We start from the raw sequence: 21,342 nt of genomic DNA, 5'->3' as shown, positions 1-21,342 counted from the left end.
GTGCTTGACGTGCTTACACCGGGAGGAAGTTGATCGGGTGGCTGTCCGTCGCCCACAGGTACTGGACGGCGTACGCCCGCCAGGGGCGCCAGGCCGCCGCGCGTGCCGTGAGCGCCGCCGGTGTCGACGGGAGGCCCAGTTCCTGGGCGGCGCGGCGGATTCCGAGGTCGGTGGGGAGGAAGGCGTCGGGGTCGCCGAGGGCGCGCATGGCGATGACGTCGACCGTCCAGGGGCCGAAGCCAGGGAGGGACAGAAGGCGGGCCCGGGTCTCGGGCCAGTCGCTGTCGGGGCCCAACCACACCTCGTCGTCGGCGAGTTGACGGACCAGCGTGGTGAACGTCGTGCGGCGGGTGCGGGGCATCGCCAGTGACTCCGGGTCCACCGATGCCAGTGCCGCGGGGGCCGGGAAGAGGTGGGTGAGGCCGCCCTCGGGGTCGTCGACCCGCTCACCGTGCGCGGTGACCAGACGGGCCGCGTGGGTGCGGGCCGCCGCCGTGGAGACCTGCTGGCCCAGCACGGCCCGTACGGCGAACTCGGCCTCGTCGACCGTGCGCGGCACCCTGCGGCCGGGCGCCTTGTCGACCAGGGGCGCCAGCATCGGGTCCGTACGCAACTGGTCGTCGATCGCGACCGGGTCGGCGTCCAGGTCGAGCATCCGGCGGCACCGGCTGATCGCCACGGTCAGATCGCGCAGGTCACTGAGGGTGAGACGGCAGGCGATGTGGTCGGGCTGCGGCGTCAGGGACACGATGCCATGGCCGTACGGCATCCTGAGCGTGCGCCGGTAGGCACCGTCCCGCCACTCCTCGACGCCGGGTACGGCGGTCGCCGCGAGGTGCCCGAAGAGGTTGTCGGGGTTGAGGGGGGCGCGGAACGGCAGGCGCAGGGTCAGGGCGCCGGTGGCGCCGCCCGGGGTGCCCGGTGCGCTGCGAGGTGCGCGGGTGCGCAGGTCCGTCGGCGAGAGGGCGAAGACCTCGCGGACGGTGTCGTTGAAGGTGCGGATGGAGGCGAACCCGGCCGCGAAGGCGATGTCCGCCATGGGCAGGGGCGTCGTCTCGATGAGGAGCCGGGCCGCCTGGGCGCGCTGGGCGCGGGCCAGGGCGAGCGGGCCGGCGCCGAGTTCGGCGAGGAGTTGGCGTTCGATCTGCCGGGTGCTGTAGCCGAGCCGGGCGGCGAGGCCGGGCACGCCCTCGCGGTCCACGACGCCGTCGGCGATCAGCCGCATCGCGCGGGCCACGAGGTCGGCGCGCTGGTTCCACTCAGGGGAACCGGGGCTGGTGTCCGGGCGGCAGCGCTTGCAGGCCCGGAATCCGGCCTGCTGGCAGGCGGCCGCGCTCGGGAAGAACCGCATGTTCTGCGGCTTGGGCGGGACCACCGGGCAGCTGGGCCGGCAGTAGATCCCGGTCGTCACGACCGCCGTGAAGAACCAGCCGTCGAAGCGGGCGTCCTTGGACTGTACGGCGCGCACGCAGCGCTCCGTGTCGGTGTGCATCCCCTTCTGCATACGTCCAGCATCGGCCCTCGGGAGGGAGGCGGCTGGCGAGAATCCGACATCAACCTCGGCTGTCCTGGGGTCCCGCGGATCACGGAAGCGACCTACGCATGAAGGACCATTCATGCGTTCAGGTGCGACGCGTAAGATACCGCTCATGGGTCATGGAGCCGTCACCACCGCGCAGGAGTCCACCGAGCGCGTACGCCTGGACGCGGCCAATGCCGCCAAGGTGGCCACCACTCTCCAGGCTCTCTCCACCCCGTCCCGTCTGCTGATCCTGGCGCGTCTGCGCGAAGGTCCGCTGCCGGCCACGGAGTTGGCGGCGGAGGTGGGCATGGAGCAGTCCGCCTGCTCGCACCAGCTACGGCTGCTGCGCAATCTCGGCCTGGTGGTAGGCGAGCGGCGGGGCCGGTCGGTCGTGTACGCGCTGCACGACCACCATGTCGCCGAGCTGCTCGACCAGGCCGTGTACCACGTCGAGCATCTGCGGCTGGGACTCAGCGACGCGGCGGAATGACCGCAGACGTCGATGACCGCCGACGTCCGTGACCCCAGGCGTCGATGACCGCCGACGCCGTCAGGACGTTCCGCGCAGATTCTGGATGGTGCCGCCCAGCCGGGGGCGGAGCTGTTCCAGGAGCTTGGGGGTTGCGCTGACCACCCAGCGGGTGCCGACGAGATACTTGCCGCCGTATATGGAGGCAGAGTCGAGCCAGGTCAGCTTGTACTTCTCCGCGGGGAACGTCGTGATGAGGTAGTCGCCCTTGGCTGTGTGGCAGACCCCCTCACGCAGTTCGTCGGCGTCGGTCCGGATCTTGACCTTGCAGCCCGTCAGGTCGGCGATGACCTCGACCTTCGCCGGAGCGACGACGCCGGCCGCCGAGGCGGAGACCTGCGTGCGGTTGGTCTTCGCGGCGGCCTTCTCCTCGTCCCCGCCGCCTGCGCCGCACGCGGTGGCCAGGAGAAGCAGGACCAGACAGCCGGCCGTCGCGGCGCCTCGTACCGGACGGGCGGCAGGCGCGGGGCGCCCGGTGCTTCCTCGGTGTGACTGCTGTGGCACGTGCCTCTCCGTGATCCGCGGGTCCGCGAGCCGTACGACGAGTGGTACGGATCAACCTGGGGCGCCGTTCACTGCGGGTGCGACGGCTCGGGCAACTGGCCGAAAGGGTCGAGGATCTCGACCGGCGGCTGTACTTCTGCGGCATCCACGGGGCCCGCCATGAGAGCCGTTCTCGTCACATCGGCTCGGTGTCGGTGGAGTAGATCGGGCAGCCGTAGGCCACCGAGAACGGGGAGAAGGTGTTCCACTGCGGCTGAGCACGCAGGAACTCGGCGACCGGGTTCTCCTTGCTCCAGAAGTCACCGCTGACGAGCCGGGCGAACCAGGGGTCGCCCAGAATGCCGAGTCCGGCGGGTGTGAGGACGCTCGGCATATTGAAATGGGACTCGTAGTACATGTAGACGAGCCGCATGTAGGTGTCGTAGCCGGTCTTGAAGAAGTTGGCGTATCCGGCCTGCCAGATCTCCGCCGAGTCCGGATCCTTGAGAATGACCGCGGCCGTCTCGGCGGCCCGCATGCCCGTCGCCATCGCGAGGAACACCCCGCCGGAGAACATGGGGTCGACGAAGCAGCCCGCGTCTCCGACCAGCGACCAGCCCGGCCCGCAGACGTCGTCCGCGTAGTAGGTGTAGTCGGTCTCGACCTTGATGTCGGAATCGGAGACCGCCCCGGTGAGCCGTTGCCCGATGCGCGCGACACGGGAGAGGTGCTCCTCGAAAACGGCCTCCGGGCTCGATTCACGAACCGTGGAGCGTGCGGTGACCGCGCCGATGCTGATCCGGTCCTGCGCGATGGGAATGGCCCACACCCAGCCGTCCTGGTGCGCGCCGATCTGGATGTCTCCGCGATGGCCGGGCGTGTTGGCGTCGTCGAATCCCTTGTAGTGCCGGAACACCGCCACATTGCGGAGTTTGGTGTTGATGCGCCGCAGACCCAGCTGTCTGGCGATCCGGCTGGACCGTCCACCGGCGTCGATCACATGGCGTGCGGTCACCGTGTGCGTCAGTCCGCCGAACTGGAAACGCACTCCCTCGGCTCGTTCGGCGTCGCCGAAGAGGACTTCGGTGACCGATGCGTTCTCCACCACCATCGCCCCCTGGTCGCGGGCGTTCTGCAGCAGCATCGCGTCGAAGCGGGAGCGTTCCACCTGATAGGTCACCGGATGCCGGTCCGGCCCCTGGTCGGCGAAGGGGATTCGGAAAACCGCGTCCCGCACGATGAATTCCGCTCCCGGCTTGATCACATATCCCTGGGAGGCGACATGGTCGGATATGCCCATGCGCTCGAAGAGTCCCATGCTGTACGGCAGCATCGACTCCCCGATGTGGAAGCGGGGGAATCTCCGCTGTTCGACCAGGAGCACGCGGCGTCCGGCCTTGGCGAGCGTCGCGGCGGCGACGGAACCGCCGGGGCCGCCGCCGATCACTACGACGTCGACGTCCTTGACGTTACTGGTCATGCGCGATCCCCTCGATCTCCACCAGGAGTTCCCGGCGGCACAGGTCAACATTGAGGAATGAGATGTCGGTCGCGGCGGGGAATGCCTCCTGGCACAGGCGCCGCACCAGCGGAATGTCGGCCTGTTCCCTGACATAGACCCGGACTTGGCGCATCGACGTCAGTCCGGTGGGGCCGCTCAGGCCGTGCCGGGTGATGTTCCCCGGGGCGAGCAGTTGGGCGATGTTGTCCAGCGACATCCGGCACTGGGCCTCGACATCGCCGATGTGCAGGCTTTCGTGTCCGCGAATGGCGGCCGTACCGGAGACATAGATCGTGTCGGCGCCGTTCGCCTCGTGCGGGGGCCGCACGTGGGTGGCCCGGGCGAAGGTGGGTGATTTCGGCCCGTACCGTTCGGGATAGCGGTACGCGGGGACTTGGAGGGGGTTCTCGATACTGGTCGTACGTCCGGGACGTGCGGCCAGCAGATAGAAGGAGATGCCCTCGCCCAGTGCGCCCACTCCGCTGGCCGCCGGTATCTGCCAGGTTTCCGGAGCGCACACCTCGAATGACTCGGCGCGACCCCGGCAGAAGTCCTGGTAGATCTCCAGCCCTTCGGCGTTGTCGTCGTTGATGCGTCCGATGACGTTCCAGACCCGGAATATCTCGGTGTAACCGGCCGAGGCGAGGAGGTTCAAGGCCGTCATATACGCGTCGCGGGCGGTTTTGACGTAGGCGGGGGCGGGGGCGATCCGGCCGGCGCAGAACATGTGGACGCCGTCGCGGGCATGGACGATTCCCTGGTCCTCACCGGACAGCACGGCGCCTTGGGCCGGCCAGACCTCCGCGAAGCCGTCACGGGTCGTATGGGACATGTGAAGGTCCATCTGCGGAATTCCGTCGCGGATCACGGGGCCGAGCGGTCGGGTCGTGTAGTTGATCACGGCGAGTGCCGGGGAGTCCTCCGGACTCACGGGGAGTGGCTCATGAGCGGCGAGTGGTTTCAGGAGGGGTGTCACTGGTCGGCCCCCAGGGAGCCGATCCAGGCGCGTACGGCCTCGGACGTGGTCCGGGCGTGCTCCTGGAGGAAGCCGAGGTGGTCGCCGGCGACGTCCACGCACTCGTGCAGCAGTGGCCAGGAGGTCTGCCAGTGGTCGGCGTCGGGTCCGGCCGCCATCTGCGGGGTCGGCTCGGTGGCGCGCACCAGCAGGGTCCTGGTGGCCACCGGTTCCGGAGCCCAGTCGAGGAACAGCCGGGTGTACGCGCCCATCGCGGCCAGCCCGGTGTTCTCGTCCGCCGAGTACCGGCTCGTCCCGAGCAGCGGCGCGATGCCGGCCGGCAGTGCCAGCAGCCAGTCCTTGCCGTGGTTCTGGTCGTTGACGAGGTAGGTGTCCAGCAGGACCTGGGCGAGCGGCGGCACGCCCTGTGCTTCGAGGCGGCGGGTCACGGCGTGGGCGACGGCGCCGCCGCTGGACACGCCGATGACGACGAACGGCCGGTCGCCCACGTGCCGCAGTACGGCCTCGGCCTGGGTGCGGGCCAGCGCCTCCAGGTCGGCGGGCACGGCGTCGCCTTCGTCCAGTCCCGGATGCCGGAACTCGATGATCTCCGACTCGCCGTCGAAGCAGCGCTGGAACTGCGCGTACTCGCCGCCGGGGAAGTCGAGCCGGGGCTGCAGGCCTGGGAAGAAGACCAGCACCGGTCCCCGGCCGCCGCTGGTCCGGCGCAGGGGCGGCAGGGCTCGGGTGCCGCTCTCGGAGGCGTCGAAGGTGGGCAGCGCCCAGGAGGCGCTGAGCAGCAGGTGCATCGCCGGGACGAATCGGCCGGCCGCGCAGAGCTTCTGGTAGACGGCGGCGAGGCTGTGCGTCGGCCGGTCGCCCGGGGCTGCCGTCACCGTCTCCACTTCCCCTTCCCTTTCCGGCAGTTCGCCGAGCTGGTCCAGGATGTGCCGGGTGAGCGCCTGGGTCGTGGGGTGCTCGAAGACGACGGCGGCGGGGAGCCGGATCTGGCAGGCGTGGCTCAGCCGGTCGCGTACCTGGACCGCCATCAGGGAGTCGAACCCGAGGTCGGTGAGGGCCTTTCCGGAGGGCAGCGCGTCGGCGTCGGGGTAGCCGAGGACTTCGGCCACGGCCTGGCGGACCAGCGCGGAGAGGGTTCCCTCGCGTTCCCCGGCGGGCAGGTCGGCCAACCGGCTGCGCCACGAGCCGGGTTGCTCCATGGCCCGCCCTCCGGCCCGGTCGTGCGGCCCGGACGTGATGGTGGGCCGGCCGGTGGGGATCAGCTCGCGCAGCGGTGGCGGCACGGGCGTACCGGCGGACCGCAGTGCGGCCCGGTCCAGGAGGAAGGGTGCCAGGACGGGTTCTCCCTGTCGCAGGGCCGCGTCGAAGAGGGCCAGGCCCGCCTCGGGGGACAGTGCGGGGAAGCCGTCGTCGGCGGCCTGGGGCCGTACGGCTTGCCGGAGTTGGGCGGCCATGCCGCCGGAGTGTTCCCACAGTCCCCAGGCCAGTGACTGCGCGGGCAGTCCCTGGGCGGTGCGGTGGCGGGCCAGGGCGTCCAGGAAGGAGTTCGCGGCCGCGTAGTTTCCCTGCCCGGGACGGCCCAGCAGGCCCGAGGCCGAGGAGAAGACGACGAATGCCGTGAGGTCGAGTTCCCGGGTCAGTTCGTGCAGGTTCCAGGCCGCGTCGGCCTTCGGCCGCAGCACGGTCGCCAGCCGTTCGGGGGTCAGCCTCGCCAGGACACCGTCGTCGAGCTCGCCGGCCGCGTGGACCACGGCGGACAGCGGCGGCTCGCTGCCGTTGATCACGTCCGCGAGCGCGGCACGGTCGGCCGCGTCGCAGGCGACGATGCGGACCCGGGCCCCCAAGTCCCCCAGGGCGGCGCGCAGTTCCGCCGCGCCGGGCGCCGCCGGACCGCGTCGCCCGGTGAGCAGCAGATGCCGTACGCCATGGGCGGTGACCAGGTGGCGGGCGAGTTCCGCGCCGAGGGCGCCGGTGCCGCCGGTGATCAGGACCGTGCCCTGCTCGCCGAATCCGGTGGCGCCGGTACCGGGGGCGGTCCTCGTCAGCCTGGGCACCGTCGTCCGGCCGGCCCGGATGGATATCTGGGGCTCGCCCGTGGCCACGGCCGCGGGAAGCCGTCGTAGGGACTCCGGGTGGCCGTCCACGTCGACCAGCACGACCTGTCCGGGCATCTCCGACTGCGCCGTGCGCACCAGCCCCCAGACGGCGGCCCCGGCCAGATCGGGTACGGCGGCGGTGGCGTTCCGCGTCAGGACCAGCAGCCGTGCGCCCGCCGAGGCGGGGTCGTCCTGCCAGTTCTGCAACGTCCTGAGCATTCTGGCGGTGAGGTCGTGTGTCGCGGACACGGGATCGGGGTCGTCCACGAGCCCCACTGCCGTGGCCACCACCAGGTCGGGCCTGGTTCCGACGGCATCGGCCGGGTGGGTGAGGCCGGGGAGGAGCGCGGCGAGGCCCAGGTCGTCGGGGCCGACGGTGGTCCAGAGGCCGCCCTCCGCGCCGTCGGGTGCCTCGACGGGCACCCAGTCGGGGCACAGCAGGGCGCGCCGGACCAGGTCCTCGGCGGGATCGCGCCGTATGCCGGGGAGTTCCCGGGTGGTCAGGGAGCCGACGATGGCGACCGGCCTGCCCGTCGGGTCGGCCATGCTCACCGAGACGGAGTCCGCGCCCTGTTCGGTCAGCCGCACCCGCAGCGCCGTGGCTCCACCGGCGTACAGGCGCACCCCGCTCCAGCCGAACGGCACCCGGACCGGCGCCGACTCCGGACCGGGACCGGACGCGGCCAGCAGGGCGACATGCAGGGCGGCGTCGAACAACGCCGGATGCAGCGCGAACCGGGCCGCCTGTCCGGCCCCCGGCTCGGGCAGCCGTACCTCGGCGAACAGGTCCCCGCCCCGACGCCAGATCGCCTGGACGCCCTGGAACGCGGGGCCGTAGACGATGCCGTCCTGCGCCACCGTGTCGTAGGCGTCCGTGAGGTCCAGCTCGACGGCGTCCTCGGGCGGCCACACCGTGAAGTCGCCCTCGGGGAAGTCGTGTTCCGCCGTCTCCGGCACGCTCGCCAGTACTCCGGTGACATGCCGGGTCCACGGCACGTCGGAGTCGTCCGCGGCAGGTTCCGGATTCCCGGGGCGGGCATGGATGTCGACCGAGCGCCGGCCTTCGGCGTCGGCGGGGCCGACCAGGACCTGGACGCACACCGCGGCGCCGGTGGGCAGCGTGAGCGGTGCCAGGACGACGAGGTCCTCCACTCCCCCGCACCCCACCTGGTCCCCGGCGCGGACCGCCATCTCCACGAAGGCCGTCGCGGGCACCAGACGCACACCGGCGACGACATGGTCGTCCAGCCATGGCTGGGCCTCGGCGGAGAGCAGCCCGGACAGCACCGCGCCGCCCGTGTCCGGCAGCGTGAAGGCCGGGCCCAGCAGCGGATGGCCCTGTGCGCGCGTCACCGTGGAGGCATGGTCCGTCGTGCTCGGAGGGTCCAGCCAGTACCTGCGGCGCTGGAAGGCGTACGTCGGCAGGTCCACGCGGCGTGCCCCGCTGCCGGCGAACACGGCGGGCCAGTCGACGCCCGCGCCGCGTACATGGAGGCGGGCCAGGGCGGACAGCAGGGTCTCCGGCTCCGGCTCGCCCGGCCGGACGGTGGCGGCGAGCACCGGCTCCGGCTCCTGACCGCCCGGGGCCGCCGCGACGCAGTCCTCGGCGGCCGCGGTCAGGACGGGTCGCGGCCCCAGTTCCAGGAACGCCGCGACGCCCGCGTCGTGCAACCACCGCACCGCGTCCGCGAACCGGACCGGCAGACGCACATGCCGCACCCAGTAGTCCGCGGAACACAGGTCCTCGCCCACGCCCGCCGATGCGGCGCTGACGACCGGGATCCGCGGTGGCCGGAAGGTCAGTCGTTCGGCGACCCGGCGGAACTCGTCGAGCATCGGCTCCATGAGCGGCGAGTGGAAGGCGTGGCTCACCCGCAGTCGTACGACACGCCGCCCCTGTGCGGCGAACCGGTCGGCGAGGGAGCGCACGTCCTCGCCCGGCCCGGAGACGACGACGGAGCGGGGCCCGTTCACCGCGGCGATCGCGACCCGTCCCGCGAGCCCGGACTCCACGAGGAGCGCGGCCACCTCGTCCTCCGCCGCGTGCAGAGCCGCCATCCGTCCGCCCGCCGGGAGCGCCTGCATCAGACGGCCTCGGGCGGCGACGAGTTCCGCGGCGTCGGCGAGGTCCAGCACACCGGCGACATGGGCCGCCGCCAGCTCGCCGACCGAGTGTCCCGCGAGGAAGTCCGGCCGCACGCCCCAGGATTCCAGCAGGCGGAACAGCGCCACCTCGAAGGCGAACAACGAGGTCTGGGTGAAGTCCGTACGGTCGAGCAGCGCGGCCTCGGCCGATGCGGGGTCCGCGAACATCACCGTGCGCAGCGGGTGCTCCAGATGACGGTCCAGCTCTCCGCACACCTCGTCGAGCGCGGCGGCGAAGACCGGGAACGCCTCGCTCAACTCCCGTCCCATGCCCAAGCGTTGGGCGCCCTGCCCGGTGAAGAGGAACGCCGTGCGCAGACCGGGGCCGTCCGCTACGTCCCGGAAGGTCGTGACGCCGTGCTCACCTCGGGCGAGGATGCGCAGGGCCGCCACCATGCCGTCGATGTCACCGGCCGACACCGCCGCCCGGTGGGGCAGCGTGGACCTCGACACGGCGAGGGAGAAGCCGGTGTCCGTCATCGGCACGTCCGGCCGGGCCGCCACCCAGGCCGCCAGCCGCCGCGCCTGGGCGCGCAGTGCGGTCTCGTCGGCCGCGGAGATCAGCCAGGGCACCGCGGGTACGGGAGCCGGCTCGGCGCCGGGCACCGCGGCTGCGGAAGTCGGCCCGACGGCGGGCACCGCGGCCGCGGAAGTCGGCCCGACGGCGGGCACCGCGGCCGCGCGAGTCTGCCCGGCGTCGGGCCCCGCGTGCTCGGCGGGCTCCGGGACGTGTTCGAGGATGACGTGGGCGTTGGTGCCGCCGATCCCGAACGCCGAGACACCGGCTCGGCGCGGGCGGCCGGTCGTCGGCCACGGGCGGGAGGCGGTCAGGAGTTCCACTCGGCCCGAGGACCAGTCCACATGGGGCGACGGCGCGTCGACGTGCAGGGTGCGCGGCAGTACGCCGTGCCGCATCGCCATCACCATCTTGATGACCCCGGCGACGCCCGCCGCCGCCTGGGTGTGCCCGAGGTTGGACTTGACCGAGCCCAGCCACAACGGCGGTTGCTCCGGGGTACGTCCCTGCCCGTAGGTCGCCAGCAGCGCGTGCGCCTCGATCGGGTCGCCGAGTGTGGTGCCGGTGCCGTGGGCCTCCACCGCGTCCACGTCGCCGGGCCGTAGTCCCCCGCTGTCCAGTGCCTGCTCGATCAGCCGCTGCTGGGCCTGTCCGCTGGGTGCGGTGAGGCCGTTGGAGGCGCCGTCGGAGTTGACGGCGGTACCCCGCAGCACGGCCAGGACCGGGTGGCCGTTCCGCCGCGCGTCGGACAGCCGTTCCAGGAGCACCATGCCGGCTCCCTCGCTCCAGCCGGTGCCGTCCGCCGACGAGGAGAACGACTTGCAGCGGCCGTCGGGGGCGAGCCCGCGCTGCCGGCTGAACATGACGAACGACTTGGGCGTCGCCATGACGGTGACGCCCCCGGCCAGGGCGAGTGAGCACCGGCCCGAGCGCAGCGCCTCCAGCGCCGAGTGCATCGAGACGAGCGAGGACGAGCAGGCGGTGTCGACCGTGACGGCGGGCCCGTGAAAGCCGAACGTGTAGGAGATCCGGCCGGAGGCCACACTGCCCGCCGAGCCGATGCCCAGATGGGCTTCCAGCTCGTGGGGGCCGTTGAAGCGGGTGGCGTAGTCGTCGAACATCACCCCGACGAACACGCCCGTGTCGCTTCCGCGCAGCGACAGCGGGTCGATGCCGGCCCGTTCCAGTACCTCCCAGGAGGTCTCCAGGAGCAGCCGGTGCTGGGGGTCGGTGGCCAGGGCCTCGCGCGGCGAGATCCCGAACAGGCTCGTGTCGAACTCCGCGGCGCGGTGCAGGAAGCCGCCGTGCCGGGTGTAGGTCGTGCCGAACCCGTCCGGGTCGGGGTCGTAGAGGGCTTCCAGGTCCCAGCCCCGGTCGGCCGGGAAGCCGGAGATCGCGTCGCCCTCCTCGGCCACCAGCTGCCAGAGGTCCTCGGGCGAGCCGACGTCACCGGGGTAGCGGCAGCTCATGGCGACGATCACCACCGGATCGTCGGCCAGGTCGCGCGCGGCACGCGGGACGGCCGTACCGGCACGAGGGGTCTGCGTGGTGGTGAGTTCGGTCCATATGTGCCGGGCGACTTCGGCGGGCGTGGGCCGGTCGAAGACCAGGGTGGCCGGCAGGCGCAGTCCGGTCAGTGTGCTCAGCCGCTCGACCAGCGTGACGGCGCCCACGGAGGTGAGTCCGAGGTCGGTGAACGCTCGGTCGGCGGCCGGTCGCCTGCCCGGCTCCGCCCCGCACAGTGCGGCCGTCTCGTCCAGCACCGTCGCGAGGAGGACGTCCGGCGAGGCGGGCGGCTCGGCCGGGCTCGGGTCGCCGGGCCGCGCGCCGGACGGTGCGTCCGGTCGGGGCGGGTCCAGTACGACGGCCGTACGCGTGATCTTGCCGGATGCCGTGCGGGGAACGGACGCGATCCGCCGGATCGTCACCGGGACCTTGTGCTCGGCGAGCAACGCCCGGCAGTGGGCCTGCACTTGAGCCAGGTCGAGGCTGTCCGTGCCCGGCACCACACCGGCGACGGGCACCTCGCCCAGGACCGGGTGCGCGGCCCCCGTCACGACGGCGTCGGCCACACCGGGGCAGCTCAGCAGCGCGTCCTCGATCTCCGCCGGGTGGATGTTCTCGCCGCCCCGGATGATCATCTCGCTGACCCGGCCGGTGAGTGTGAGGCTTCCGTGTTCCGCCCAGCGGCCCATGTCGCCGGTGCGGTACCAGCCGTCGACGAGGGCCGCCGCCGTCGCCTCGGGCTGGTCGCGGTAGCCCGTCATGATCCCCGGACTCCGTACCCACACCTCCCCCTCCCCGTCCGCCGGGGCGGGCTCGCCGGACCGCGGGTCGACCAGCCGCACCCGGACGCCCGGCACCGGCTGCCCGCAGGAGCCTTCGGCACTCGGCTCGTCCGGCCGGGAGATGGCTATCGCGCCACAGGTCTCGGTGCTGCCGTAGAAGTCGAGGAGGGGCGCTCCCAGCAGGCTCTCGACGGACTGCCGCAGTCGTACGGAGCTCGGTGCCCCGGCCACGACGGCCAGCCGCAGGCCCGTGCGCGTCGGCCCGTTCTCCTCGAAGTCGGCGGTGGTGGGCGCCAGTTGGCGGTAGGTCGTGGGTACTCCCGCCAGCATGGTGAACGGGCCGTCGGGGTGGTCCGCCGAGGCGCGCACCTGGTGGAGCAGTTCGCCGGGCGCGAGCAGATCGCCCGTGAGGTGGGTGCTCGCACCGACCGCGACGGTTCCCAGGAGCGCGAGCGAGTGCCCGAAGCTGTGGAACAAGGGGAGCGGCCACAGCAGCCGGTCGGCGGCGGAGAACCCGAGGATCGGGGCGTAGCACGCGGCGACCGACCACAGCGCGCCGCGCTGAGTGGACATCACGCCCTTCGGGCGGCCCGTGGTGCCGGAGGTGTAGAGCAGCCACGCCGTCTCGTCGAGCCCGAGATCGTCCCGTGGCCGTTCGGCGGTGTCCGTGCCGGCGACGTCGCTGAACAGCACGGTCGAGGCGGGCGCGTCCGCGGGGACCGGGTCCGCGCCGGTCAGCAGCACATGGGCGGGCCGGCACTCGGGTGGCAGCCGCTTCACGCGGGCCAGGCGTGCGGGGTCGACGATGACGACCGACGCCCCGCTGTCGGCGAGGAGTTGGGCGAGTTCCGCGTCGGAGGTGCGCGGATTCAGGGGGACTCCGACGGCGCTCGCCCGGAGCACGGCCAGACAGCTCTCCACCGTCTCCACGGAGGTACCGAGGCAGAACGCGACCCGGTCGCCGCGACCGACGCCCACGCGGGCGAGATGCGCCGCGAGTCTGGCGGTGCGCAGCTCCAGTTCGGCGTAGGAGACGCTGCGCGCGGAGTCGGAGAACGCCAGGCGGTCCGGCGTGCGGTCGGCATGTGATTCAAGCAGCCCGGATACGGGCCGTATCAGTTCTTTACTCAGCAATTTTCCAACCCTGTGCGACTTGGGCTCAGAATCCCGGGAACGCGGCGTCTGGAACATGCTCCTACGCCTCGTACGGAAAACAGAGGATTCAAAGCCACACCGTGTACTCGCCGCCAAGGATGGCGATTTCGCGGTCACCGCTCCGAATCGGCGACCAGCGCGTCCAGTTCGGCGTCCCGCATGCCGAGCAAGAGCTGCTCGCGGGCGCGCCGGGCGCGCAAGGGCCCCAGAAGAGCGAACCGCACTCCGAAGCCGCCGACCCCGTCGTCGTTACCTTTCACCGCGCCGTGCAGCTCTCCGGCTCGCGGTCATCGGACCTGCCGTGCGAACGCGTTGTACGCGTCCTCGTCGAAGAGGACGAACCTGACCTCCTCGACGGACGTCCGCGTCGCCCGTACGGTCTCCACCGCGATCCGGGCGGCGTCGTCCATCGGCCATCCGTAGATGCCCGCCGACACGGCCGGAAAGGCGACGGTGCGGGCGCCCAGTTCGTCCGCCACCCGTAGCGACTCCCGGTAGCAGGAGGCCAGCAGCTCCGACCGGTCCTCCTCGTGGGAGTACCGGGGCCCCACCGTGTGGATCACCCACCGGGCGTCCAGCTCTCCGGCGGTGGTGGCGACCGCCTGCCCCGTGGGCAGGCCCTTGCCGTAGTGGGAGGCGCGCAGCTTGCGGCACTCGTCGAGGATCGCCGGGCCGCCGCGGCGGTGGATCGCGCCGTCGACCCCGCCCCCTCCCAGGAGGGAGGAGTTCGCGGCGTTGACGATCGCGTCGACGCTCTCTCGTGTGATGTCGCCCTGGACGAGCCTGATGGTGGTCATGACTGCCTCTATAGCAGCCCCCCGTACGAACGGGCCGGGACAGACCGTCTTTGCTCCCGGCCCCGGGAGGACGGTTTCCCGCCGTATCCGTGAGGAACGGTGGTGTTCCGCGGCGGGCGACTCTGGGATCCTCATTACTGATCCCGGGTGAACGTTCCCCCAAGAAGTCCACAGACGCCGATGAGCGGAACTGCGGAGACACCCGTGGACATGCGATACGAGGCCTATTGCCTCATGAACCCCTGCTTCTATGACACGCCCACCCGTGTCCAGGAACAGGACAACGACTTCCACCAGGCCCGGTGCCCGGTCCCGGACGCATGGCAGCGCTCCGGACTGGACGACTGGGTGGTGCTCGGTCCCGACGGTGTCGAACTGCCCCCGCAGGGCTGGAAGATCCATGTGTCGGCCACCCTCGACAACGCCCAGGACGTGCTCACCGCGGTGTGGGACTACTGCGTGCCCCGCCGCATCGCCTTCAAGTTCCTGCGCGGCGCGGACAACCTGCTGCTGGCCAACGCCAAGTACGCCCACCGCGGATCGAGCGGCAAGTTCGTCACCCTCTACCCGGCCGACGAGGCCCAGCTGGAGACGGTCCTCACCGAGCTGGGCGCCGTCCTGCAAGGCCGGTCCGGCCCGTACATCCTCAGTGACCTGCGCTGGGGGGACGGCCCGCTGTACGTCAGGTACGGCGGCTTCAGTTCCCGGACCTGCGTGGCGCCGGACGGGGAGACCGTCCCGGCGATCGAGGACGGGTCGGGGCAGCTGGTGCCCGATGTGCGCGGACCGGCGTTCCGGGTGCCGGAGTGGGTGACGCTGCCCGGGTTCCTCGAACCCCAGGTGGCGGCGCGCAACAGCTCGACCGTCGCCGAGCTGCCGTACCGCATCGAGAGCGCCGTGCACTTCTCCAACGGCGGCGGCCTGTACACCGGCCATGACCTGCGGACCTGCCGGCGGGTCGTCCTCAAGGAGGCCCGGCCGTACGCGGGGCTCACCCTGGACGGCGCCGACGCGGTCACCAGGCAACGGCGCGAGAGGGAAGCCCTCGAACAGTTGCGCGGGCTCGACTGTGTGCCGGAGCTGCTCGACCACTTCGTGCTGGGTGAACACCACTTCCTGGTCGAGGAGTTCATCGAGGGACAGACGCTCAACAGCCTCTTCGTGGACCAGTACCCGCTGGTCCTGCCGCAGGCCGACGTCACGCACACCGGCGGCTACACCTCCTGGGCCCTCGACATGCTCGACGAGGTCGAGCAGGCAGTCGCCGCGGTGCACGGCCGGGGCATGATCATCGGCGACCTGCACTCCGACAACATGCTGGTCCGCCCCGACGGCCATGTGGTGCTGATCGACTTCGAGGGCGCCGCCGACTCGGCCGAGCGGGGACGGCAGCGGCTCGCCGCGCCGGGGTTCGCGGCCCCGGCCGGCCGTACCGGCATCGACATCGACCACTACGCACTGGCCTGTCTGCGGCTCTCCCTGTTCATGCCGCTCACCGGGCTGCTGGAGCTGGAGCCGGGAAAGGCGGCGCAGCTCGCCGAGGAGGCCGCCCGGGAGTTCCCCCTGCCCGCCGGGTTCTTCGACCAGGCCGTACGGGTGATCACCGGAGAGGACGCCCCTACGACGGCCGGCTCCGGGGCGCCGCGGCGGCTGGAGCCGGACCGGCGGGGCTGGGTGCGCGCCCGCGCGTCCCTGGCCGCCGGCATCCTCGCGGCCGCCACACCCGAGCGGGACGACCGGCTGTTCCCGGGCGACGTCGAGCAGTTCACCGCGCCGGGCGGCGGGCTGGGGCTCGCGCACGGTGCGGCGGGGGTGCTGTACGCGCTCGACGAGGTGGGTGCCGGCCGGCACCCGGACCACGAGGACTGGCTCGTACGGCACGCCCTGCACCCGGAGCCCGGCACGCACCTCGGCCTCTACGACGGCCTGCACGGCGTCGCGTACACGCTCGACCGCCTCGGCCATCGCGACGTCGCGATGAAGATCCTCGACCTGTGCCTGGGCGAGCGGTGGCAGCGGCTGGGGACCGGCCTGCACGGCGGGCTGGCCGGCATCGGCCTGAACCTCCAGCACTTCGCCGCCGCCACCGGCGACCCCGCGCTGCGTGACACGGCCCTGTCGGTGGCGGGCCTCGTCGCCGACCGGCTGACGTCGGCCGACGGCGGCGACGACGCGAGCACGGCCGCGGGACTGCTGCGCGGCTGGACGGGGCCCGCCCTGATGTTCCTGCGGCTGTACGAGTCCACCGGCGACCCGGAGTTCCTTGAGCTGGCCGGCACCGCGCTGCGGCGCGACCTGCGCCGCTGCGTCGTCCGGGACAGCGGGGCGTTGGAGGTCGACGAGGGCTGGCGGACCCTGCCGTACCTGGGCGGCGGCAGCGCGGGGATCGGCCTCGTGCTGGACGACTACCTCACCCACCGTGCCGACGACGGGTTCCGTGCGGCGTCCGCCGCGATCCGCACCGCCGCCAGGGAGCGCTTCTTCATCCAGTCCGGGCTCTTCTCGGGCATGGCCGGGATGATCCTCGCCCTCAGCCGGCCGCATCCGCCCGGCACGGCCTGCCTGCGGGACCCGGTGGTCGCCGAGCAGGTGCGCCGGCTGTCCCGGCACGCACTCGACCACCAGGGGCAGCTGGCCTTCCCGGGCGATCAACTGCTGCGCCTGTCCACGGACCTGGCCACCGGCGGCGCGGGCGTCCTGCTCGCCGTGGGCTCGGCCCTGCACGACCGCCCCGTGCGGCTGCCGTTCCTCGCTCCGAGCGAGCGCCGGAACGCGCGCCCCACGGCCCCGGACCCTCGTTCCCGCGAGGCCAGGAAGGAGGTGAGCCCTGATGATCGTTCTTGAGCTGCAGACGCTCGACCCCACCGTCGCCACCGGCGGCGGAGGCGGAGGCGGCAAGAAGCACAGCAACCTCAGTGTCACGCTCTGCGCGGGCAAGGCCAGCAACATCAGCCTGCTGCTGTGCAGCAGCAAGTAGCCGTCCGATGCGGGGGCGCTTCCCGCGCCCCCGCCACCCTGCCCCGGTCGCGCCCGACCCCTCCCCATCGCGCACGACCGGGGCTGCCCGGGAGGAGCCATGGGCCTGCGCGCACCCGATCGCCTCCTGCTGTCGACGGCCCGGCACGGTGGTGTCTGGGTGGGCGTCACGATGCTCATGGCGTCGCTGCTCACCGGCGCCTCCCTGGCGCTGCCGGCCGTCATGGGCCGCACCGTGGACGCCGTCCTGAGCGACGGCGACATCGCGCACTGGCTGACCCTGAGCGGCCTGCTGATCTTCGTCCTGGTGACCTGCGAAGCCCTGGACGACCTGGTGGGGCAGGTGGCCGAGGCCCGGTCGACCGCCTGGCTGCGGCACACGCTGATCGGGCAGGTACTGGCGCTGGGCACCCGGGCCACCCGCAGATTCACGCCGGGTGACCTGGTCAGCCGCCTCGTCGGCAACGCGGCACGGACCGGGAACGTCGCCTCTGGCCTGGTGTGGGTCGTCATGGGCCTCGTACCGCCGCTCGGCGCGATCGTCGCCCTGGCGCTCATCGACTACTGGCTGTGCCTGACCTTCCTCGCCGGGATGCCGCTCGTGGTGCTCCTGGTGCGGGCCTTCCTCCGTGACATCTCCGACGCCAACGAGGGCTACTTCCGCGTCCAGGGAAGCATCGCCGCACGGCTCACCGACGCCCTGGGCGGCATCCGGACGATCACCGCGGCCGGCACCGTCGACCGCGAGGCACGACGTGTCCTCGCGCCGCTTCCCGAACTGCGCCGGCACGGGCTGAGCATGTGGGACACGGTCGCCCGGATCTCGGCGAGCGGAGCCCTCGTCGTCCCCCTGCTGGAGGTCGCCGTGCTGGCCGTGGCCGGTCTGGCCCTCTCGCAGGGGCGCATCACGGCGGGCGACGTGCTCGCGGCGAGCGAGTACGTCGTCATGGCGGCCGGCATCGGCGACGTGATGTCCTCGCTGAACCAGCTGGCCCAGGCCCGTGCGACGGCCGGCCGCATCGCCGAGGTGGTCGCCGAACCGCCGGTGGCGTACGGCGACGCGCGCCTTCCCGAGGGCTCCGGGCAGCTGGAGTTCCGGAACGTGACGATGCGCGGCACGGGCGGTGCGGGCGGTGCAGGCGGCGCCAGCAGCGCGGGGGGTACCGGCGGCACGGGTGGTACCGGCGGCGCCGTGCTCTCGGGTCTCGACCTGGTCGTCCCCGGAGGCGCCCTGGTCGCCGTGGTGGGGAGGTCGGGCTCCGGGAAGTCGCTGCTGGCCGCGCTCGCCGGGCGGCTGGTCGACCCGGACGAGGGCGAGGTACGGCTGGACGGTGTGCCGCTGCGCCGCCTGGGCCGGGAGGAGCTCAGGCGGGCGGTCGGCTACGGCTTCGAACGCCCGGTGCTGCTCGGGGAGACCTTCGCCGACGCGATCGGATTCGGCCCCCGGCCCGTGTCCGATCAGGAGCTGACGGCCGGGGCCAGGGCGGCCCGGGCCGACGCGTTCATCCGGCACATGCCGGCCGGCTACGGCAGCCGCGTCGCCGACACGCCGATCTCCGGCGGGGAAGCCCAACGGGTCGGGCTGGCACGGGCGTTCGTGCAGGCCGGCCGGGTGCTGATCCTCGATGACGTCGCCGCCAGCCTGGACACGGTGACCGAGCATCACATCAGCCAGGTGCTCACCGGCGCGCTCGCCGACCGTACGCGGATCGTCGTGACGCACCGGGCCTCCACGGCGGCCCGCGCGGACCTCGTGGTCTGGCTCGCCGACGGCACGGTGCGCGGGCGGGGGACGCATCGCGCGCTGTGGGCGGATCCCGCCTACCGGGCCGCGTTCCAGGCGGATGGAGGGAGTGTGCGGTGCGACGGCGATCGGTCCGGATCCTTCGCTCCTCGCTGAGCAGTCGGCGCCGGGAGTACGGGCGGCTCGTGGCCTGGTCGCTGGTCCAGGCCGTACCGGCGTTTCTGTCCGGGTGGATCGTGGCCCGCGCCGTGGACGACGGTTTCCTCGCCGACCGGCCCGCCACCGGTTTCCTCTGGCTGGGCGTCCTGGCGCTCGCCTGTCTCGTCGGAGCCTGGGCCACCCGGCACGCCACCCTGGGGCTCGCCGCGCTCATCGAACCCTTCCGGGACGAGCTGGTCACCCTCGTGACCACGGGCACGCTGCACCGGTCCGCCCGGCTGGGCGAGCCAGCCGACACCGCCGGGGTGGCCCGGCTCACCGAGCATGTCGAACGGGCCCGGGACGCCTACGGCGCGATCGTGCTGTTCGTGCAGGGGTTCCTGGTCACCACGGTGGGTGTGTGCGTGGGGCTGGCCGGCCTCGATCCCGTACTGCTCGTGCTCGTGCTGCCCCCGCTGCTGATCGGCCTCGCCCTGTTCGCCGCGGCGCTGCGGGCGATGGCCGCACAGCAGCGGGAGGTCATCCTGGCGGACGAGCGCATCGCCGAGGCGGCCGGCGCCCTCACGGGCGGGCTGCGGGACGTGGTCGCGTGCGGTGCCGAGGAACGCGTACGGGCGCAGACGGGTGCCCGGGTGGACGCCGCGGCGCGGGCCGCCGTGTCGCTGGCCCGGCTCACCGCCGTCCGGACCGCCGCCCTGGGCATCAGCGGCTGGGTACCTCTGCTGCTCATCCTGCTCGGCGCACCCTGGCTGGTCCGCAACGGTGTGACGGCGGGCGCGATCCTCGGGGCGGTCACCTACGTGTCGCAGGCACTGCAACCGGCCCTGCAGGGGTTCGTCCAGGGACTCGGCAGCAGCGGACTGTGGCTGCTCGTCACCGTGGGCCGGATGGCCGAGATCGCGGCGGAGCCGGAGCGCTCCGGGGCCGGAGCCGCCGAACCCGGGGCCGTGGGGGCCGGTAGCGACGCCACGTCGGCGCATGCCCCCGTCCGGCCCGGTGCCGCCCGTGTGGAGGCGCGTGGGCTCACCTTCGGTTACGCCGAGTCCGCGGAGCCGGTGATTCAAGATCTGGACCTTGTCGTGCGGCCGGGTGAGCACCTCTCCGTGGTGGGGCCGAGCGGTGCCGGGAAGTCCACCCTCGCCGCGCTGATCGCGGGGGTACTGGAACCGCGGGCGGGGCAGGTGCGCCTCGACGGGGTACCGGTTCTCGCCCTGGCCGGGGGCGACGACCTGGCCCGGCGCCGGGTGCTCATCCCGCAGGAGGCGTACGTGTTCTCCGGGACGCTGGAGGAGAACCTCGCCTACCTGGTACCCGGCGCCGGCCGGGCGGACGTGGAGGCCGCGGTCCGTGCCGTGGGCGCGGCCGAGCTGGTGGAGCGGCTGGGGGGCTACGACGCACCGCTGGACCCGCGTGACCTCTCGGCCGGGGAGCGCCAGCTCGTGGCCCTGGCCCGCGCCCTGCTACCGGCACCCCGACTGACGTTGCTGGACGAGGCCACCTGCCATCTCGACCCGGTCGCCGAGGCGGTCGCCGAGCGGGCCTTCGCCCGTCGCCCGGGCACCCTGATCGTGGTGGCCCATCGCATCAGCTCGGCGCTGCGGGCCGACCGGATCCTGGTCATGGACGGCACGCGGATCGTCCTCGGCACCCACGAGGAGCTGATCGCCGGCTGCGCGCTCTACCGCGACCTGGTCGGCCACTGGGGCACGGCGGACCCGCCCTTGGCGCCCGTCGGGCCGAGGAGCCGTACGAGGCGGGTACGGGAGGCGGTCCGGGTCCTCCTGCGGCTCGCCGTTCACCTCCCCGCGGTCACACCCAGCCCGACTCCCGGGCGATCCGGATGGCGTCGATCCGATTGCGGCCGCCGGTCTTCCTGGTGATCGCCGACAGGTGATTGCGGACCGTGGCCACGGACAGCGACAACCGCTCGGCGATCTCGCGGGTGGGTGTGCCGTCGGCGGTCAGCCGCAGGATCTCCACGTCCCGAGGGGTCAGCGGGTTCTCCCCCGCGTCCAGCGCGACCAGCGCGAACTCGGGGTCGATGAACCGCTGCCCCCTGACCAGCTTGCGGACGCCGTGGACCAGGCGGTCCGCCGGGGCGTTCGTGCTGATGACACCGGGCGCGTGCAGGTCGAGGATGCGGCGCAGCCGGTCGGGTGTCGTCGAGGCCATCAGCAGCAGCATCCGGCAGTCCGGCAGCCGCGCCCCCAGCTCGCCCCGCGCGGCGAACTCCTCCCCTTCCTTGGAGTCGACGTCGATGACGGCCACGTCCGGGCGGCACAACTGTGCCCGCGCGAGCACCTCACCATTGCCCTCGGCTTCGGCAACGACCTCGATGTCCTCTTCGCGAGACAGCAGAGCGGCGAACGCTCCCCGCACCAGGCGGGCTTTCTCGACGAGAAGAACGCGTATCAATGTCGCTCCACCCTTTGCACGCCCCCTGGGCCAATTATC

Annotated in this window: 13 protein-coding genes; 5 read left to right on the top strand and 8 right to left on the bottom strand. The window is 72.6% G+C overall.

What is annotated here, in order from left to right; all coding sequences use genetic code 11:
• Positions 1-13 precede the first annotated feature (13 nt).
• A complete protein-coding gene (locus ACFWYS_RS23460; RefSeq protein ID WP_384772211.1) occupies positions 14-1,504 on the bottom strand; it encodes an AlkA N-terminal domain-containing protein in 1,491 nt (496 codons plus the stop codon).
• A 145-nt stretch (positions 1,505-1,649) separates the two neighbouring features.
• Here ACFWYS_RS23460 and ACFWYS_RS23455 point away from each other — a divergent pair, with 145 nt between their 5' ends.
• Complete coding sequence (locus ACFWYS_RS23455; protein WP_384772209.1) at positions 1,650-2,012, top strand: ArsR/SmtB family transcription factor; 363 nt, start codon at positions 1,650-1,652, stop codon at positions 2,010-2,012.
• Positions 2,013-2,072: 60 nt separating this feature from the next.
• Here the strand turns inward: ACFWYS_RS23455 and ACFWYS_RS23450 are convergent, their stop codons facing one another.
• The 6 genes from ACFWYS_RS23450 to ACFWYS_RS23425 form a co-directional block, all read right to left on the bottom strand.
• Positions 2,073-2,555: a hypothetical protein gene (locus ACFWYS_RS23450; RefSeq protein ID WP_384772206.1), complete on the bottom strand. Its 483-nt coding sequence runs from the start codon at positions 2,553-2,555 to the stop codon at positions 2,073-2,075.
• Positions 2,556-2,730: 175 nt separating this feature from the next.
• Positions 2,731-4,014, bottom strand: a complete 1,284-nt coding sequence (locus ACFWYS_RS23445) for an NAD(P)/FAD-dependent oxidoreductase (RefSeq protein WP_384772204.1) — start codon at positions 4,012-4,014, stop codon at positions 2,731-2,733.
• On the bottom strand, positions 4,004-4,966 hold the full coding sequence (locus ACFWYS_RS23440; protein WP_384772201.1) for an FkbO/Hyg5 family chorismatase: 963 nt from the start codon (positions 4,964-4,966) through the stop codon (positions 4,004-4,006). The genes ACFWYS_RS23445 and ACFWYS_RS23440 overlap by 11 nt, the downstream gene beginning before the upstream one ends.
• 41 nt (positions 4,967-5,007) lie before the next feature.
• Positions 5,008-13,191 (bottom strand): type I polyketide synthase, encoded by an 8,184-nt coding sequence (locus tag ACFWYS_RS23435; protein ID WP_384772198.1) that lies wholly within the window; start codon positions 13,189-13,191, stop codon positions 5,008-5,010.
• A gap of 134 nt (positions 13,192-13,325) precedes the next feature.
• Complete coding sequence (locus ACFWYS_RS23430; protein WP_384772196.1) at positions 13,326-13,472, bottom strand: hypothetical protein; 147 nt, start codon at positions 13,470-13,472, stop codon at positions 13,326-13,328.
• Positions 13,473-13,499: 27 nt separating this feature from the next.
• Entirely contained in the window at positions 13,500-14,009 is a 510-nt protein-coding gene (locus ACFWYS_RS23425; RefSeq protein ID WP_384772193.1) for an O-acetyl-ADP-ribose deacetylase, read from the bottom strand.
• Positions 14,010-14,189: 180 nt separating this feature from the next.
• On the opposite strand from ACFWYS_RS23425, the gene lanKC reads away from it, so the two are divergent.
• The 4 genes from lanKC (at position 14,190) to ACFWYS_RS23405 (ending at position 20,768) form a co-directional block, all read left to right on the top strand.
• Positions 14,190-16,853 (top strand): class III lanthionine synthetase LanKC, encoded by a 2,664-nt coding sequence (gene lanKC / locus ACFWYS_RS23420; RefSeq protein WP_384772190.1) that lies wholly within the window; start codon positions 14,190-14,192, stop codon positions 16,851-16,853.
• Entirely contained in the window at positions 16,840-16,986 is a 147-nt protein-coding gene (locus ACFWYS_RS23415) for a SapB/AmfS family lanthipeptide (RefSeq protein ID WP_272113282.1), read from the top strand. Before lanKC ends, ACFWYS_RS23415 begins: the two co-directional genes overlap by 14 nt.
• A gap of 99 nt (positions 16,987-17,085) precedes the next feature.
• Positions 17,086-18,885: an ABC transporter ATP-binding protein gene (locus ACFWYS_RS23410; protein ID WP_384772187.1), complete on the top strand. Its 1,800-nt coding sequence runs from the start codon at positions 17,086-17,088 to the stop codon at positions 18,883-18,885.
• Complete coding sequence (locus ACFWYS_RS23405) at positions 18,846-20,768, top strand: ABC transporter ATP-binding protein (RefSeq protein WP_384772184.1); 1,923 nt, start codon at positions 18,846-18,848, stop codon at positions 20,766-20,768. Before ACFWYS_RS23410 ends, ACFWYS_RS23405 begins: the two co-directional genes overlap by 40 nt.
• On the opposite strand, the gene ACFWYS_RS23400 is transcribed toward ACFWYS_RS23405, so the two are convergent.
• Positions 20,698-21,303 (bottom strand): response regulator transcription factor, encoded by a 606-nt coding sequence (locus tag ACFWYS_RS23400; protein ID WP_384772181.1) that lies wholly within the window; start codon positions 21,301-21,303, stop codon positions 20,698-20,700. The two genes, ACFWYS_RS23405 and ACFWYS_RS23400, sit on opposite strands and share 71 nt — an antisense overlap.
• Positions 21,304-21,342 lie beyond the last annotated feature (39 nt).

Origin of the sequence: Streptomyces sp. NPDC059010 (genome assembly GCF_042740355.1) — a bacterium.
Lineage (GTDB): Bacteria > Actinomycetota > Actinomycetes > Streptomycetales > Streptomycetaceae > Streptomyces.
The sequence above is the reverse complement of the archived record's forward strand: the minus strand, read 5'-3'. Positions and strand labels throughout refer to the sequence as shown.